The organism is Rhizobium sp. SVR5-2C, from assembly GCF_056755115.1.
Genome location: NZ_JBNDHT010000018.1, coordinates 1 through 15,204 on the forward strand (window position 1 = coordinate 1; position 15,204 = coordinate 15,204).

15 protein-coding genes are annotated in these 15,204 nt (G+C 60.8%); 8 read left to right on the forward strand and 7 right to left on the reverse strand.

Annotated elements, in window-relative coordinates; translation table 11 throughout:
* Positions 1-304, reverse strand: a 304-nt coding sequence (locus ACPYOI_RS07495; protein ID WP_481422737.1) for an Ada metal-binding domain-containing protein, incomplete at its 3' end; no start/stop codon positions are given.
* Positions 305-406: 102 nt separating this feature from the next.
* On the opposite strand from ACPYOI_RS07495, the gene ACPYOI_RS07500 reads away from it, so the two are divergent.
* Positions 407-1,114, forward strand: a complete 708-nt coding sequence (locus ACPYOI_RS07500) for a pyrimidine 5'-nucleotidase (protein ID WP_481416010.1) — start codon at positions 407-409, stop codon at positions 1,112-1,114.
* Between the two features lie 109 nt (positions 1,115-1,223).
* A complete protein-coding gene (locus tag ACPYOI_RS07505) occupies positions 1,224-1,868 on the forward strand; it encodes an EF-hand domain-containing protein (protein WP_481416011.1) in 645 nt (214 codons plus the stop codon).
* Positions 1,869-1,915: 47 nt separating this feature from the next.
* On the opposite strand, the gene ACPYOI_RS07510 is transcribed toward ACPYOI_RS07505, so the two are convergent.
* Complete coding sequence (locus tag ACPYOI_RS07510; protein WP_481416012.1) at positions 1,916-2,782, reverse strand: LOG family protein; 867 nt, start codon at positions 2,780-2,782, stop codon at positions 1,916-1,918.
* 189 nt (positions 2,783-2,971) lie between these two features.
* Here ACPYOI_RS07510 and dapD point away from each other — a divergent pair, with 189 nt between their 5' ends.
* The 3 genes from dapD (at position 2,972) to ACPYOI_RS07525 (ending at position 5,719) form a co-directional block, all read left to right on the forward strand.
* Positions 2,972-3,832, forward strand: coding sequence for a 2,3,4,5-tetrahydropyridine-2,6-dicarboxylate N-succinyltransferase (gene dapD, locus ACPYOI_RS07515; RefSeq protein ID WP_481422738.1), 861 nt, complete (start codon positions 2,972-2,974; stop codon positions 3,830-3,832).
* Between the two features lie 110 nt (positions 3,833-3,942).
* On the forward strand, positions 3,943-5,136 hold the full coding sequence (gene dapE / locus ACPYOI_RS07520) for a succinyl-diaminopimelate desuccinylase (protein ID WP_481416014.1): 1,194 nt from the start codon (positions 3,943-3,945) through the stop codon (positions 5,134-5,136).
* Positions 5,123-5,719 (forward strand): hypothetical protein, encoded by a 597-nt coding sequence (locus tag ACPYOI_RS07525; protein ID WP_481416015.1) that lies wholly within the window; start codon positions 5,123-5,125, stop codon positions 5,717-5,719. Before dapE ends, ACPYOI_RS07525 begins: the two co-directional genes overlap by 14 nt.
* A 23-nt stretch (positions 5,720-5,742) precedes the next feature.
* On the opposite strand, the gene truA is transcribed toward ACPYOI_RS07525, so the two are convergent.
* The 4 genes from truA to ACPYOI_RS07545 form a co-directional block, all read right to left on the reverse strand.
* Positions 5,743-6,549: a tRNA pseudouridine(38-40) synthase TruA gene (gene truA / locus ACPYOI_RS07530; RefSeq protein ID WP_481416016.1), complete on the reverse strand. Its 807-nt coding sequence runs from the start codon at positions 6,547-6,549 to the stop codon at positions 5,743-5,745.
* Positions 6,549-7,484, reverse strand: coding sequence for a methionyl-tRNA formyltransferase (gene fmt / locus ACPYOI_RS07535; protein ID WP_481416017.1), 936 nt, complete (start codon positions 7,482-7,484; stop codon positions 6,549-6,551). The genes truA and fmt overlap by 1 nt, the downstream gene beginning before the upstream one ends.
* Before the next feature lie 76 nt (positions 7,485-7,560).
* Positions 7,561-8,076 (reverse strand): peptide deformylase, encoded by a 516-nt coding sequence (gene def, locus ACPYOI_RS07540; RefSeq protein ID WP_481416018.1) that lies wholly within the window; start codon positions 8,074-8,076, stop codon positions 7,561-7,563.
* Between the two features lie 96 nt (positions 8,077-8,172).
* The gene (locus ACPYOI_RS07545; protein WP_481416019.1) at positions 8,173-9,669 is read right to left on the reverse strand and encodes a methyl-accepting chemotaxis protein; all 1,497 of its coding nucleotides are present in this window, start codon (positions 9,667-9,669) and stop codon (positions 8,173-8,175) included.
* A 206-nt stretch (positions 9,670-9,875) separates the two neighbouring features.
* Between ACPYOI_RS07545 and ACPYOI_RS07550 the strand changes: the two genes are divergently transcribed.
* The 3 genes from ACPYOI_RS07550 (at position 9,876) to ACPYOI_RS07560 (ending at position 14,618) form a co-directional block, all read left to right on the forward strand.
* Positions 9,876-11,099, forward strand: coding sequence for a DNA recombination protein RmuC (locus ACPYOI_RS07550; protein WP_481416020.1), 1,224 nt, complete (start codon positions 9,876-9,878; stop codon positions 11,097-11,099).
* 50 nt (positions 11,100-11,149) lie between these two features.
* On the forward strand, positions 11,150-12,049 hold the full coding sequence (locus ACPYOI_RS07555) for a ribokinase (protein ID WP_481416021.1): 900 nt from the start codon (positions 11,150-11,152) through the stop codon (positions 12,047-12,049).
* Positions 12,050-12,275: 226 nt separating this feature from the next.
* Positions 12,276-14,618, forward strand: a complete 2,343-nt coding sequence (locus ACPYOI_RS07560; protein WP_481422739.1) for a methyl-accepting chemotaxis protein — start codon at positions 12,276-12,278, stop codon at positions 14,616-14,618.
* 74 nt (positions 14,619-14,692) lie between these two features.
* On the opposite strand, the gene ptsN is transcribed toward ACPYOI_RS07560, so the two are convergent.
* Positions 14,693-15,157, reverse strand: coding sequence for a PTS IIA-like nitrogen regulatory protein PtsN (gene ptsN, locus ACPYOI_RS07565; RefSeq protein WP_481416023.1), 465 nt, complete (start codon positions 15,155-15,157; stop codon positions 14,693-14,695).
* Between the last annotated feature and the right edge of the window lie 47 nt (positions 15,158-15,204).

The following is a 15,204-nucleotide window of genomic DNA, read 5'->3' on the forward strand; positions in this document are numbered from 1 at the left end:
CCTCCTCCGTCCACCGCGCCATCGGCTCGCGGTCGAGGGATTTCAAGAGCTCATCGACGATCGGTTCGCGCCCGGCCTGCTCCAGCGGCCTGCAGCGCTGGCACGGCCGGAAGCCGGATTGCATGCAGGTCGCAATCGAATCGTAGAAGATCGTGTTTTCCCGCTTCGGCTTGCGCGCCGGGCAGGTCAGCCGGCAGAAGACGCCGGTCGTCTTGACGCAGGCATAGGCGAGCCCCTCATAATCGGAGCTCCGGGCAATCAGGGCGCCATAAAGCGCATCGTCATCGGGCAGGTCAAACAGCATGGCACCTTTCTAGCACCGCACCGGCACGCCGTCCGCCCGAAAACGGGCGCCGATTTTAATTCGACAATTTCATTGACCGGCCAGCCATGCCATAACGCCATCATGACCAAGATAGATCGTACTCCGACCAAAGCCGATTTTGCGCATGTCAGCGAATGGGTCTTCGACCTCGACAACACGCTTTATCCGCACCACGTCAACCTTTTCGCGCAGATCGACAAGAACATGACGGCCTATGTCTCGGCGCTCCTGCAAATGGAGCATGACGAGGCGCGCAAGCTGCAGAAGCGATATTACCTTGACCACGGGACGACGCTGCAGGGGCTGATGATCCATCACGGGATCGATCCCAACGACTTCCTCGAAAAGGCGCACGCGATCGACTATTCGAGCCTTACGGCGCAGCCTGAACTGGGCGCCGCGATCAAGGCCCTGCCAGGCCGGAAGTTCATCTTCACCAACGGCAGCGTCAAGCATGCCGAGATGGCGGCCGGTGCGCTCGGCATCCTCGAGCATTTCGACGACATCTTCGACATCGTCGCCGCAGAGTTCGTGCCGAAGCCGGCCCAGGAAACCTATGACAAGTTCAAGGCGCTGAAGCGCGTCGAGACCGGCAAAGCGGCGATGTTCGAGGACCTGCCGCGCAACCTCGTGGTTCCGAAGGCGCTCGGTATGAAGACTGTCCTTCTGGTGCCGAACAATCTTGAGGAAACCGTCGTCGAGTGGTGGGAGAAGACGAGCGGAGATGAGGATCACATCGATTTCGTCACCGATGATCTCGCAGCATTTCTCGACAAGATCGCCGGCTAGATTACCAAGATTTCATCCAGAAGACCGATGTTTAATTGGTCAAATTGATGCATCGGCTCTACTTTTCGAACGTGATCCCAGCGAGATTGCGAACCCGAAAGGAAATACGATGTCTCGGAACAAGCTGCTACTGGCCGCACTTTCCTCCGTCATGATCGTCGGTGCTGCAGCCGGCGCCAGTTTTGCGGCGCCCGGCGACAAGGCAAGCCAGCCGCCACGCCAGATGATGGGCGACGGAATGCGCGCCGAGGCAATGCGCGAAATTGCCTTCGTTCGCATGTTGAAACAGTTCGACACCAACAAGGACGGCCAGATTTCCAAGCAGGAAGGCCAGGACGGCATGGAGAAGGTCTTTGCCGCGATCGATACGAACAACGACGGGTCGCTGACGCCGGGCGAGATCCGCAAGTATCATCAAGCCCAGATGAAGGACGGCAAGGCGCCGGATGACCAGATGGGCGCCAACGCTCCGCAAATGGGTGACAACGGCGACCGACCGAAGGTTCAGAAGCGCGCTGACGGTGATCGCGGCCGCGGCGACGGCGATCGGGGCCGCGGCGATCGCCGCCTCGGGATGCGCGAGGGCGGCATGATGATGTTCGCCTCGATGATGCGCCGAGTGGACACGGACGAGAACGGCCAGATTTCCCAACAGGAAGCCGCGGCTGCCTTCGAAGTGTTCTTCACCCGTATGGACCGTAACAAGGACGGCGTCATCTCGATCGATGACATGCCCGATCGGCCATTCCTGTAAGTAATTACTTACGAATATGAGACCCGCCGCCGGCCGCGGCGGGCTTTCTATTCCTGGTGCTCGTAGAAATCCTCGATGATCTTCCAGGCGGCATCCGCGGTATCGGCGAAGCTGATCAGCTTCACGTCATCGGGTGCGATCGTTCCGAATTCCGCAAGCGCATCGAAGTTGATGACGCTCCGCCAGAACTTTTCACCGAAAAGGATCAACGGCATCTTCTCCATGCGTCCGGTCTGGATCAGTGTCAGGCATTCAAAGAATTCATCAAGGGTGCCGAACCCGCCCGGAAAGACCGCAATGGCCTTGGCGCGCACCATGAAATGCATCTTTCGAATCGCGAAGTAGTGGAAGTTGAAGCTGAGCTCCGGCGTGACATAGGCATTCGGCGCCTGCTCGTGCGGCAAAACGATGTTGAGACCGATCGAGGGCGCCCCTTCGTCGGCCGCGCCGCGGTTGCCAGCCTCCATGACGCCCGGACCACCGCCGGTGACGATCACATATTCATGAAAATCGAAGCCGGCCGAATATCTTGAGCAGAGCCGGGCAAATTTGCGCGCCTCGTCGTAATAGACGGAGGCCGCCTCAAGGTTTTCGCGCTGCACCTCGTTGCGCGCAGCCCATGCACTCTGGCCAGGTGCGGGAATACGCGCGCCGCCAAACATGACGACGGTGGACTTGATGTCCCGCTCCGTCAGGATCATCTCAACTTTCAGCAACTCCAGCTGGAGGCGGATCGGTCGCAGTTCCTCGCGGCAGAGAAAGTCATCATCGGCATAGGCGAGGCGATAGGACGGCGAGAGCGTTTGCGGTGTTTTCGGCACGGCGAGTGCGCGTTCCCTGTCGATCTCGCTCGACTTCAGCGGAGCCCAGACTCCATTCTTGCGCCTCAGCCTGCCGTTCTTTCCTCTTGTCATTCCAAATGCCCTTCGGTGTCTGCCAGCAACTTTGCCGGTATGTCTATCGCCTTGAATCCAGAAGCGATCTAATTCGAAAAATCATTCCATTTTAGCCGCTCATGCGATAGAGCAGATCGCGTCCAGCCGATCACATTTCCCGGAGACTTTGTCGTCTTCACGATAGAGTTCGAAGTTTAAGGATTTCCCATGAGCGCCACCGACCTTTCTTCCCTCGAAAAGACCATCGAAGCCGCCTTCGACAACCGCGACAGCGTGAACACGTCGACGAAGGGCGAAGTTCGCGATGCAGTCGAAACCGCGCTTCAGCTTCTCGATGGCGGCAAGGCACGCGTGGCCGAGCGCAGCACAGACGGCACGTGGACGGTCAACCAGTGGCTCAAGAAAGCCGTGTTGCTCTCCTTCCGCCTTAACGACATGGAAGTCGTCAAGGGCGGCTCGGGCAATTCCACTTGGTGGGACAAGGTTCCCTCCAAGTTCGAAGGATGGGGTGAGAACCAGTATCGTGACGCCGGTTTCCGCGCCGTACCGAACTGCGTCGTTCGCCGCTCGGCCTATATCGCCAAGAACGTCGTGCTGATGCCGTCCTTCGTCAATCTCGGAGCCTATGTCGGGGAAGGCACGATGGTCGATACCTGGGCGACCGTCGGCTCCTGCGCGCAGATCGGCAAGCATGTGCATCTTTCCGGCGGCGTCGGCATCGGCGGCGTACTGGAACCGATGCAGGCCGGTCCGACGATCATCGAGGACAACTGTTTCATCGGCGCCCGCTCGGAAGTCGTCGAAGGCTGCATCATCCGTGAGGGCTCGGTGCTTGGCATGGGCGTCTATATCGGAAAGTCGACCAAGATCGTCGATCGCGCCACCGGCGAAGTGATGTATGGCGAAGTGCCGCCCTACTCCGTCGTCGTCGCAGGCTCCATGCCGAGCGGCAACAAGACCATGGCGAACGGCGAGCCGGCGCCGCATCTCTACTGCGCCGTCATCGTCAAGCGCGTCGACGAGCAGACCCGCTCCAAGACCGGGATCAACGAGCTGCTGCGCGACTAAGCTCAAGTGACAGCCGGGCTCCGATCCGGTAAACAGACGGCGCTCTTTTCAGCGAGGCGGTTCGCCGCCTTGCCTTGTCTTTGCCATTCCCGCCGGATAATTCGACCGTCATGACCGCCACCGATCCCGTCGCCAATCTCCAGACCCTCATCCGCTGCCCTTCGGTGACACCCGCCGAAGGTGGCGCGCTTTCAGCGCTTGATGCCATGCTTTCACCGCTCGGCTTCAACGTGGACAAGGTCAAGGCAACGGAAGCCGGCACGACGGACGTCGAAAACCTCTATGCACGCCTGGGCGACGCTGGCCCGCATCTGATGTTTGCGGGGCACACCGACGTCGTGCCGGTCGGCGATGAAGCCTCCTGGGCGCACCCGCCCTTTGCCGCGGAGATCGCTGGCGGCGAACTCTTCGGCCGCGGCGCCGTCGACATGAAGGGCGGCATCGCCTGCTTCGTGGCGGCCGTGGCGCGGCACATTGAAAAGCATGGAAATCCGAAGGGCTCGATTTCCTTCCTGATAACCGGCGACGAAGAAGGCCCGTCGATCAACGGCACGATCAAGCTGCTGCAATGGGCGGCGGCACGTGGCGAACGCTGGGATGCCTGCCTCGTCGGCGAGCCGACCAATCCCGATGCGCTCGGCGACATGATCAAGATCGGCCGCCGTGGTTCGCTCTCCGGCAAAATCACCGTCCACGGCATTCAGGGCCATGCGGCCTACCCACATCTCGCAGACAACCCTGTGCGCGGCATGCTGCAGTTGACCAGCGCACTGATGGACCCTCCATTCGACAACGGAACGGAGAACTTTCAGCCATCCAACCTGGAAGTGACCACGGTCGATGTCGGCAATCCAGCCACCAACGTCATACCGGCGAAGACGACGGCAAGCTTTAACATCCGCTTCAACGACACCTGGACAGTAGAGACGCTGCGGGCGGAAATCCTGCGCCGTCTTGACGCCGCGGCGGCAGATGGTGCGCTGCGTCCGGGGCGCGAGGCCGTGAGATATGACCTCGTCTGGGCCGACCGGCCGAGCCATGTTTTCCTCACCCGCAACAATGCGCTGATCGCGTCGCTCTCCTCTGCCGTTGAAAGCGTTACCGGCAAGGCGCCGAAACTTTCGACCGCCGGCGGCACGTCGGACGCGCGGTTCATCAAGGACTATTGCCCCGTTGTCGAATTCGGGCTCGTCGGGCAGACCATGCACATGATCGACGAGCGCGTTGCCGTTTCTGATCTCGAAACGCTGACGCAGATCTACGAAACATTCATCGCGCGCTGGTTCGAGAATGCCGGGGCTTAGGGAAGTCCAATATTATCTGGCCGGCCTGTGGCTGCTGATCCGCATGGATAAGCGCGGCTTCCGGTTTCTCGACATGTCGGACCGCGGCATCAACCGATCCTTCTGGGCAATTGCCTGGTGCCTACCGCCGATGGGCATTTCGTGGCTCTGGTGGCGTCAGGCTTTCCTGCAGTCGATGCCGCCGGATATGGATGTCGGTCTACCCTTCTATTTCCGTCTGGGCTTGGTCGAGATGGCCAACTGGTTCGTGCCCCTGGTCCTTGCCGGGCTACTGCTGCTCGCCTTCCGCATGGGTGACCGCTTCGCGGCCGTGGTCGTCAGCGTAAACTGGCTCGGCGTGCCGCTTTCCTACATCAACGGCCTGCTGCTGGCACTGGTCTTCTTCATTCCCGGTACCGTGGGATTTGTGTCGCTCCTGCTGCTTTTCTTCATGATGGCGCAGGTCTTCATGCTGGCGCGGATTCTGCGGATGATCTTCCACGGTCACGGCTTGATGGTCGGTGCACTGACGCTCGCATTGCTGGTGCCGACGATGATGCTCGGCGAGTATCTCCAGCGCTTCCTCGGCATTTATCCGGCGTAGGTGCGCGATCTCGCACAGGCTGACTATGACAGATCGTCATCCTCGCCGTTCTCATTCGCCTGCTTGCGGCGATCGGTAATCACCGCCGGGTAATCGACCTGCATAAAATAGAGCCCGTCGGGCGGCGCCACCGGACCGCAAGCCTTGCGATCGCGCGCCTCGAGCGCGGCGCGCACATCCTCGGGCGTCCACTTGCCTTCTCCCGCCAGCTTCAGCGTTCCGGCAAATGAGCGGATCTGGTTGTGGAGGAAACTCTGCGCCGTTGCCCGGATCTCGATGAGTTCGCCGTTTCGCGTCACGTCCAGGCGGTCGAGCGTGCGTATCGGGCTGTTCGCCTGGCAGTGCGCGGATCGGAAGGTGGAGAAGTCGTGATTGCCGACCAGGATCTGTGCCGCCGCATGCATCACTTCGTGGTCCAGCGCCTTCGGCACCCACCAGGCTTTGCCCGCTTCGAGCGCCAGCGGCGCGCGCCTGCTGATGATGCGATAGAGATAATGCCGCCGCTCGGCGGAAAAGCGCGCATCGAAGAATTCACTGACTGCCTGAACATCAAGAATGGACACGCGCTCGCCGGCAAGCTTCAGATGCGCATTCAGCGCGTTCTGCAGCTTGAAGGCCGGCCATTCCTTCGACAGATCCGCGTGTATCACCTGACCCATGGCATGCACGCCGGAATCCGTACGCCCCGCACCGCGGACCGACACGGTCTCGCCGCTCAGCGAGAGGATCGCACCTTCGATCGCGCCCTGAACGGACGGGCCATTTTCCTGGCGCTGCCAGCCGACATAGGGCGCTCCGTCATACTCGACCGTCATCCGGTAGCGCGGCATCAGCCTAGCCTCGTGCCGCGCACAAGCGGGGTGCCGCGCAGGAAATCGGCTGCCGGCAGCGGCTTGCCGCCCGCCTTCTGCAGCTTGGTCAGCCGCACGGCTCCGGATGCGCAGGCAACGGCCAGATCGTCGCTCAACACCTCACCAGCAGCACCGTGCCCGCCTGCAAGCTCCGAACCCAGCACCTTTACTCGCTCTGGCCTTCCGCCAATCTCGACCTCGAACCAGGCGCCCGGAAATGGTGCCAGCCCACGGATATGATTATGCACGTCTTGCGCCGCCTTTGTGAAATCGATCCGCGTCTCGCCTTTATCGATCTTTGCGGCGTAGAGGACACCATCTTCCGGCTGCGGCGTCAGCGGCAGATCGCCCATTTCGAGCTTGCGCATCGCTTCGCCAATCACCTGGGCGCCGACCTGCATCAGCCTGTCGTGCAATTCGCCGGCCGTCATGTTCGGTCCGATGTCGACTTCGCGGGTGAGTGCGACGGGGCCGGTATCCAGCCCCTTGTCCATCTTCATCACCATCATGCCGGTCTTTTCGTCGCCCGCGATGATCGCTCTTTGGATCGGCGCCGCGCCCCGCCAGCGCGGCAGCAGGGAGGCGTGGCCATTGTAGCAGCCATGGCGTGTTCCGCTCAGAACCGCTTCCGGCAACAGCAGTCCGTAGGCGACGACCACCGCGACATCAGCATTGAGCGCACGAAAGTGCTCCCGCTCTTCCGGCGCCTTGAAATTCACGGGTGTGAAGACCGGCAGCCTGAGCAGTTCAGCAGCCTGATGGACCGGCGACTTCTGCAGGTCGAGACCACGCCGGCCGCCCGGTCGCGGCGGCTGGGTATAGACCGCAACAATCTCGTGTCCGGCGTCCACCAGCGTCCGCAATGTCGGGACCGAAAAGTCCGGCGTTCCCATAAAAATGATGCGAAGCGACATCTTTTCTCGCCAATCAAGTGTTCAGCCGTTTCAACAGCCAACGAGCCGGCTTGGCCGAAGTCTCGACCAGGCTGCTTTAGAGCACCTTCGACTTCGCCGCCTTTGTGAACTTCTTGATCACCATCTCCCGCTTCAAGCGCGAAATATGATCGATGAAGAGGACGCCGTTCAGATGGTCTATCTCGTGCTGCAGGCAAGTGGCGAGAAGGCCATCGGCCTCCGTCGCCTGTTCCTTGCCGTCACGATCGAGATATTTGACCGTCACCGCGGCGGGGCGCTCAACCTCGGCATAGTAATCCGGAATCGAGAGGCAGCCCTCTTCGTAAACCGATCGCTCGTCAGAAGACTTGATGATCTCCGGATTGATGAAGACCTGCGGCTGCTTTTCCTCGCCCTCGCGGGAAACGTCGATCACCAGCATGCGGCGCGGCACCCCGATCTGGATTGCGGCGAGGCCGATGCCGGGGGCGTCATACATCGTTTCCAGCATGTCGTCTGCAAGACGCTTGAGATCGGCATCAACTCGCTCGATCGGCTTGGAGACCTGTCGGAGAACGGGATCGGGAAGAATGATAAGTGGCTTGATGGTCATGGCGTTCCCATAGCCTATCTTTTCCGGCTAGGGAATTATTCTGAAATCCCGGAAGGCGCTTTTTTGCGCAGCCCTCCGGAATTTTGCCGTATTCGGTCAAGCGGCGCGGCGGGATGCCAGCGCCTGGCGCTCCTGAGAGCGGATATTGAAGCGCTGCAACAACGCCACGAGGTTGTCGACCTCAGCGCGCAGCCGCCGGGTTTCCGCCGACGTATGTTCAACCATGCCGGAATTCTGCTGGGTGATCGTATCCATGTTGCGGATCGCGATGCTGACTTCGTTGACCCCCGTTGCCTGATCACGCGCGGCCGCCGCGATATCTGACACGAGACGGTTGATGCCGTCGATGCGACTGATCATATCGCCGAGAGCCTCGCCCGTGCTGCTGACGATGCCGACGCCCTCATTCACCTGAATGGAGCTTTCGGAGATCAGGTTCTTGATCTCCTTGGCGGCATCGGCCGTGCGCTGCGCAAGCTGACGCACCTCCTGTGCGACGACCGCAAAGCCTTTGCCCGCCTCGCCCGCACGCGCAGCCTCGACACCGGCATTAAGCGCCAGAAGGTTTGTCTGGAAGGCAATTTCATCGATGACACCGATGATCTTAGCAATCTCGGTGGACGACTTTTCGATGCCCGCCATGGCTGAGACTGCACTTGTCACGAGTTCGCCGGAGCTCTTCGCTTTCTGCTGCGTCTCGCGCACCGCGCCGGACGCCTTTTCGGCATTTGCCGCCGTCTGGGCAACGCTAACGGAGAGCTGCTGGAGGGCGGCGGAGCTTTCCTCGACACCGGCGGCCTGCTGCGCCGTACGCAGTGCCAGATCGTCCGTTGCCTTCGAGATTACATCCGCGCCGCTCTTGATCTCGCCCGAACTGCTGCGTACCGAGGCGAACGAGACACGAAGGGCCGCAACCGCCCGGTTATAATCCTCCGCCATCTGGCCGAATTGACCCGGAAGGTCCGCTGGCAGCGTCGCTTCGAGATCGCCATTCGAGAGAGCTTCCAGTCCCCGGCGCAGGTGCGCAAGCGCAATTGACTTGTCCTCTTCCGCCTTGGCACGCTCTTCTTCCAGCGCCCGGCGCTTCTCATCCAGCGTCTCGAGATAGACGGAGATGGAATAGTCCATGTCCAGCATGCCGGCCTTGATCACCGCGGTGAGCTTTTCGGCAAGCACCTTGCCCTGCTGGCGGCCGAAGCGTGACGGCCACTGCTTTTCCATGATGCCTTTGACGAGTTCCGACATGACGATCGCGTAGCCGCCGATATACCAGCGCGGCTCCAGGCCAATCCGGGCATGCGTTTTGCCGACTGCCTTGACGCCGTTCACGTAGCTATCGTCGAAATTGCCGCCGGCGAGGTTTGCCCAGTGATCCTCCTGGCGCTTCTTGGCATGGTTGACATGGGTCTTATCGGAAAAGAAGCTGGCAACGGCAGGCGTCCTTGCGATCTTTCCGTAGAATTTTTCCAGAGCGCCGCCAACCAGCTCGCCGATAACCGGCCGCAACTCGCGCATCATCTTACGTGCCTCGCCGTCGAGGCCGATAAAATCGAGACGCTGCTTGAGTGCGTTTTCGGATTGCTGACTGGTCATGATGTATCTCTGTCTGGCGCTTGGGCGCGATAAAGGTTTGTCTCGAAAGGACAATTCGAAAATAGAGTTGAGCATTAGTTAACCCAGACGATTATTTCAAAGAGCTTCAAGTCGCAGACCCAGCGATATTTTGCATCGCAATCTGCGCTGTGGATCTGTTCACGTTTTGATCTAGCCATTGCTGCCGAGTTTGTTATTGTGCCGGCATGACCAATGTTACCGACTCGCTGACAATTTCGCTCGCTGGGCTCAGCCCAGCCATGCTTGCCCTCGCAGGTGGCACCATCGCCGCCATCGTTTTAGCGCTGATTTTCCTGCTTTTTAGAAGCAGCAGCCTCCGCCGCGAACAAAATGAGGAGGCGGCGATGAGGGCCGCCGAGGCGGACGCCCGCATGGGCGAACTTCTGAAAATCCAGGCCGAGATGCAGGGACGTATCTCAACCATGGCCGAGGTCTTCGGGACACGCCAGGCCGAGCTCAATCAGGCTATCAATCAGCGCCTCGACGGCATGTCTCAGCGTGTGAGCACGACGATCAGCGAGCAGACGAAGTCGACGCACGAGAACCTCCAGCGCCTGCAGGAGCGGCTGGCAGTCATCGATGCGGCTCAGAATAATATCCAGACCCTGGCGAAGGATGTCGTCGGACTTCAGGCCATCCTCTCCAACAAGCAAACGCGCGGCGCTTTCGGACAGTCGCGCATGGAGACCATCGTCGCCGATGGGCTACCGATGGGCGCCTATGGTTTCCAGCAGACGCTCTCCAACGGCTCCCGCCCCGACTGCACCGTGCGCATGCCGAACGGCGCACCGCCGCTGGTCATCGACGCCAAGTTTCCCCTCGAGGCCTGGAATGCCATTCGCGACGCGGGCAATCCGGAGGCAACCAAGCTTGCCTCGCAGCAGTTTCGCCGCGACATGGAAATTCATATCCGCGATATCTCGGAAAAATATCTTATCCAGGGGGAAACGCAGGACACTGCCTTTCTCTTTGTTCCTTCGGAATCGATCTTCGCTGAAATCCATGAGAACTTCGAACCGGTCGTGCAGAAGGCGCATCGTTCCCGCATCGTCATCGTCTCTCCCTCGCTGTTGATGTTGTCGATCCAGGTTATCCAGGCTGTCCTGAAGGATCAGCGCATGCGCGCGCAGGCGCACGTCATTCAGGGCGAAGTCGCCACCCTCATGGATGATCTCGGACGGCTCGACGAGCGTGTTCGCAAGCTGCAGACCCATTTTTCGCAGGCGCAGCGGGATGTTGATCAGATCATCACATCGACCGACAAGCTCACGAAACGTGGCGCCAAGATCGAGGCGCTGGAATTCGAGGGAGCGGAAGCGCTCAAGGAGGAGCGTGAAAGTGCGCCTGCGGCGAAGTCGGTCGAAAGCCGCACCGGTCTCTTGAAGCTTAGAGTGGTTGACGAAGAGTGAGGCCATCGGGCACTGTCGCCTCCAAATAAAGGCTTGGACGGAACACCCTCATGATCACAGTTTTCGGCTCCATCAACATGGACCTTATCGCCACGACTGACCGGCTGCCCAAGCCCGGTGAAACGGTGGCGGGCAGCGGGTTCGCGACGGCGGCCGGCGGCAAGGGAGCCAATCAGGCACTGGCCGCACAACGCGCCGGACGGGTCGTGCATATGGTCGGCGCGGTCGGCAAGGACGAGTTCGCCGCTCCGGCGCTGGCGCTTCTTGATCAGGCCGGGACGCAGCTTGCGGGCGTCAAGCATGTCGACGGGCCGACCGGCACCGCACTGATCCTCGTAGGCGGAGACGGCGAGAACATGATCGCCGTTGTCCCGGGTGCAAACGGCACCCTTACCGCCTCGGACGCCGATCGCGCGCTTGGCGCGATGCGCGACGGCGATATTCTTGTCTTGCAGCTGGAAGTGCCAGGTTCGGCCGTCGAGCGCGCGCTTGCCGCCGCGCGCGGGAAAGGCGTAACCACCATCCTCAACCTCGCTCCCCTCACTGCCGATGCCCCGCGTCTCGGACGTCTTGCCGATATCGTCATTGCCAACGAAACGGAGTTCGAGCGCCTGGCCGGCCAAGACGGCATGAACACGGCCGACCGTGAGGCGGCACTGAAGCGCCTGCATGGAGAGACCGGCCAGACCTTGATCGTAACGCTCGGCGCCGAGGGCGTCATCGCCATCCGGGACGGAAAAATCCTGCGGGCACAGGGGCTCAAGATCGAACCCGTGGACACGGTCGGCGCCGGCGATACCTTCTGCGGCTATTTCGCCGCAAGCCTCGATGAGGGCGTGGATTTTCACAAAGCACTGCGCCAGGCAGCGGTCGCCGGATCGCTTGCATGCCTCAAGGCTGGAGCGCAGCCGTCCATTCCACTGTCTGCCGAAGTCGCAAACAAGATATAGCCTTGTCTGTTTCAACCCCCACTCGCAGAAAGCGAGTCTAGTCAAGGCATTAGCAGCCTGAATCCATAGAGTTTCATTCAAATTTAAGAGGTTTCCGGCCATCATTCTGTCGATCGCCGGGCCTCTTCTAGCAGCCCGGCAACTCAGGGCTGCTCCATGACGGCGCGGCATATCCATGCCTGTGCCGGAGAATGCGCCTCCGGTGCGTCGCTCCCGCCGAGGCACCATGTTCATCTTTCGCATGAAGTCGCTAGCCGCAAAGCTCATCCTGATCACTGGCGCGGCCATCGCGCTCGTCTTGTTGGTCTCCAATCTCTATCTGATCGATCAAACGCGCGACCGCGTCCAGACTCTGACGATGGATCAGGCCGATCTCGAAGCCAAATCGATTGCCAACGAGATCGCCGGCGCTGTTGGCGAACTCGGCAGTGCAGCCCGCTCGATGTCGGGCGTCCTCGGTCGCGGTCTCGACGGCAAGGACTTTGATCGCAAGGGCATGATCAATGTTCTCAAGGCCAATCTCGAGCAGAACGCTTTCGCCTTCGGCAGCTGGTTCTGCGAGCAACTCGGCGCTTTGGACGGCAAGACGACGGAGATCGCCAACAACCTCGACGAGGGCACGAACAAGAATGGCGCCTTTTCGCCCTACTGGTCGAAGACGAAGGACGGCGCCATCCAATTTTCGACCTTTGACAACGATTATACAGCCGAGTGGTGGAAGCTTGCGGCTGAGAGCGGCAAGGGCGCCATCACGGCGCCGTATCTTGCAGAGGGCACGGACGTCCCGACGCTGCTGACCTCAATCGCCTATCCAGTCATATCCGGCGGAAAGATGGTCGGCGTCGAAGGTGTCGATATCTCGCTGAAATCGCTGACCGACAAATTGCAAGCCCTGCATCCCTTCGGTTCAGGCCGCGTCAACCTTCTCGCCCAGAACGGTAACTGGATCGTTGCGCCGCAGCCCGATCTCATGTCCAAGCCTTACGGCGAAGGCGATGGCGCGACCGAGGTGAAGGCAGCCCTTTCCTCGAACACGGCCGGTGTCGTCAGAAACCTGACTTTCAATGGCAACGAACCTTTCGATCGGGTCGTCTATCCGTTTGCAGTCCCCGGCCTCAATGCGACTTGGGTGGTGCTTGTCGACGTGCCGCATAGCGCCATCAATGCACAAGTCCAAGCCCAGACTTACATCATGATCGCGGCCGGCATCGTTGTCCTCGGCGCAGTCCTGCTGGCGCTCTATTTCGCCGTGCGCGGTCTTGTTCAGAACCCGCTCGGCGGCCTCGTCGCCAGTGTTCGCGCGCTCAGCAACGGCAAGTACGAGGAACCGGTGGCCGGTCAGGATCGTGCCGACGAGATCGGTTCGGTTGCCAAGGCCCTCGAAGGGTTCCGCTTTGCACTTGCCGATACGCAGCGCCTGGAAGCAGAAGCGAACGATCAGCGCCATGCCGCCGAAAGCGAGCGCAGCCGCTCGGAAGCCGAACGCCAGGATGCCGTCGCTCTCCAGCGGCAGATCGTGTCTGTCGTAGGCGCCGGTCTTTCCGAACTGTCGCAAGGCAACCTCGGCCACCGCATCACGGTGGAGTTCCCGGGTGAATACGCCAAGCTAAAGGAAGATTTCAACGCGGCTCTCGCAAGCCTCGAGGAAACCGTCAACACGATGAACCTCAGCGTCGTAAACATCGGCTCGGGCACGAGCGAAATCAGCAACAGCGCCTCGGACCTTGCCAAGCGTACGGAACAGCAGGCGGCAAGTCTGGAAGAGACCGCCGCCGCCCTCAACGAGCTGACGGCGCAGGTCAATTCCAGTGCGGAGAATGCACGCACGGCCGCGGATAATGTCAATCTCGCCTGCGAAGACGCGGAAAAGTCCGGCGAAGTCGTACAAAAGGCAATTGCTTCCATGCAGGGCATCGAGCAATCGTCGACGGAGGTCTCGCGGATCATCGGCGTTATCGACGAGATTGCCTTCCAGACGAACCTCCTGGCGCTGAATGCCGGGGTCGAAGCCGCCCGTGCCGGCGAGGCAGGCAAGGGCTTCGCAGTGGTCGCACAGGAAGTCAGAGAGCTGGCGCAGCGGTCCGCCAATGCCGCCAAGGAGATCAAGACGCTGATCAACACCTCGGCCGTCCAGGTGAAGGAGGGCGTCGAATTGGTCGGCCGCGCCGGCGGCACGCTGCACAAGATTTCCGAGCAGGTCATGAACATCAACGGGCTCATCCGGCAGATTTCAGCCTCCGCCAGCGAACAGGCGATCGGCCTCAAGGAAATCAACCAGGCCATGAACCAGATGGACCAGGTCACCCAGCAGAATGCGGCGATGGTGGAAGAGGCGACGGCCGCCAGTGTTGCGCTCAACGACGAAGCGCAGACGCTCAACGCTCTCGTCCTCCGCTTCCGCGTGTCGGGTCAGAGCAATGCGAGCACGCTACGCTCGACGGCACAGAAGATGCGCTCCGCTGCAGCGCCGGCCCCTGCCTACCGTTCCGCGGCTCCAGCACCGCGCCGGCCTCTTCCGCAGTCACACGGCTCGGCAGCCATTGCGCAGGACGATTGGGAAGAATTCTGAGCGATCAGCTTCCGCAAACGAAGAGAGGCGCCTGAGCTCAGGCGCCTCTCTTCGTTTAGGCCATCAACTGCCGCTCAGGCGGCGTTCGATGCCTGCTCTTCGTTGAGGAAGGCATAGATCGCCGACGCGGAATCGGTGGCGCGCAATTTCGCGACGAGGTCCTGATCGCGAAGCACGCGTGCGATGCGCGAGAGCGCCTTCAGGTGATCCGCCCCTGCCCCTTCCGGAGCAAGGAGAAGAAACACCAGATCGACCGGCTGATCATCCAGGGCTTCGAAATCGACCGGACTTTCCAGCCGCGCAAAGACGCCTACGATCGAGCGCACGCTCGGAAGCTTGCCATGCGGAATGGCGATGCCGTTACCGACACCCGTCGAGCCGAGGCGCTCGCGCTGCAGAACGATGTCGAAAATTTCCCGCTCGGAAAGCCCGGTAACCTTGGAGGCCTTTGCGGCCAGCTCCTGAAGCAACTGTTTCTTGGAATTTACCCTTAGGGCGGGAATGATCGCATCCTGGTGCAGCAGATCTGCCAATGCCATTTCTTTTTCCTTTTGTCGCCGAAACCGGATGATTGGGAAACGGCGCC

Bases quoted from the DNA above. Each gene is read 5' to 3' on its own strand.
- ACPYOI_RS07500 (WP_481416010.1), top strand. From the start codon at position 407: ATGACCAAGATAGATCGTACTCCGACCAAAGCCGATTTTGCGCATGTC.
- ACPYOI_RS07505 (WP_481416011.1), top strand. From the start codon at position 1,224: ATGTCTCGGAACAAGCTGCTACTGGCCGCACTTTCCTCCGTCATGATC.
- ACPYOI_RS07510 (WP_481416012.1), bottom strand. From the start codon at position 2,782: ATGACAAGAGGAAAGAACGGCAGGCTGAGGCGCAAGAATGGAGTCTGG.
- dapD (WP_481422738.1), top strand. From the start codon at position 2,972: ATGAGCGCCACCGACCTTTCTTCCCTCGAAAAGACCATCGAAGCCGCC.
- dapE (WP_481416014.1), top strand. From the start codon at position 3,943: ATGACCGCCACCGATCCCGTCGCCAATCTCCAGACCCTCATCCGCTGC.
- ACPYOI_RS07525 (WP_481416015.1), top strand. From the start codon at position 5,123: ATGCCGGGGCTTAGGGAAGTCCAATATTATCTGGCCGGCCTGTGGCTG.
- truA (WP_481416016.1), bottom strand. From the start codon at position 6,549: ATGCCGCGCTACCGGATGACGGTCGAGTATGACGGAGCGCCCTATGTC.
- fmt (WP_481416017.1), bottom strand. From the start codon at position 7,484: ATGTCGCTTCGCATCATTTTTATGGGAACGCCGGACTTTTCGGTCCCG.
- def (WP_481416018.1), bottom strand. From the start codon at position 8,076: ATGACCATCAAGCCACTTATCATTCTTCCCGATCCCGTTCTCCGACAG.
- ACPYOI_RS07545 (WP_481416019.1), bottom strand. From the start codon at position 9,669: ATGACCAGTCAGCAATCCGAAAACGCACTCAAGCAGCGTCTCGATTTT.
- ACPYOI_RS07550 (WP_481416020.1), top strand. From the start codon at position 9,876: ATGACCAATGTTACCGACTCGCTGACAATTTCGCTCGCTGGGCTCAGC.
- ACPYOI_RS07555 (WP_481416021.1), top strand. From the start codon at position 11,150: ATGATCACAGTTTTCGGCTCCATCAACATGGACCTTATCGCCACGACT.
- ACPYOI_RS07560 (WP_481422739.1), top strand. From the start codon at position 12,276: ATGTTCATCTTTCGCATGAAGTCGCTAGCCGCAAAGCTCATCCTGATC.
- ptsN (WP_481416023.1), bottom strand. From the start codon at position 15,157: ATGGCATTGGCAGATCTGCTGCACCAGGATGCGATCATTCCCGCCCTA.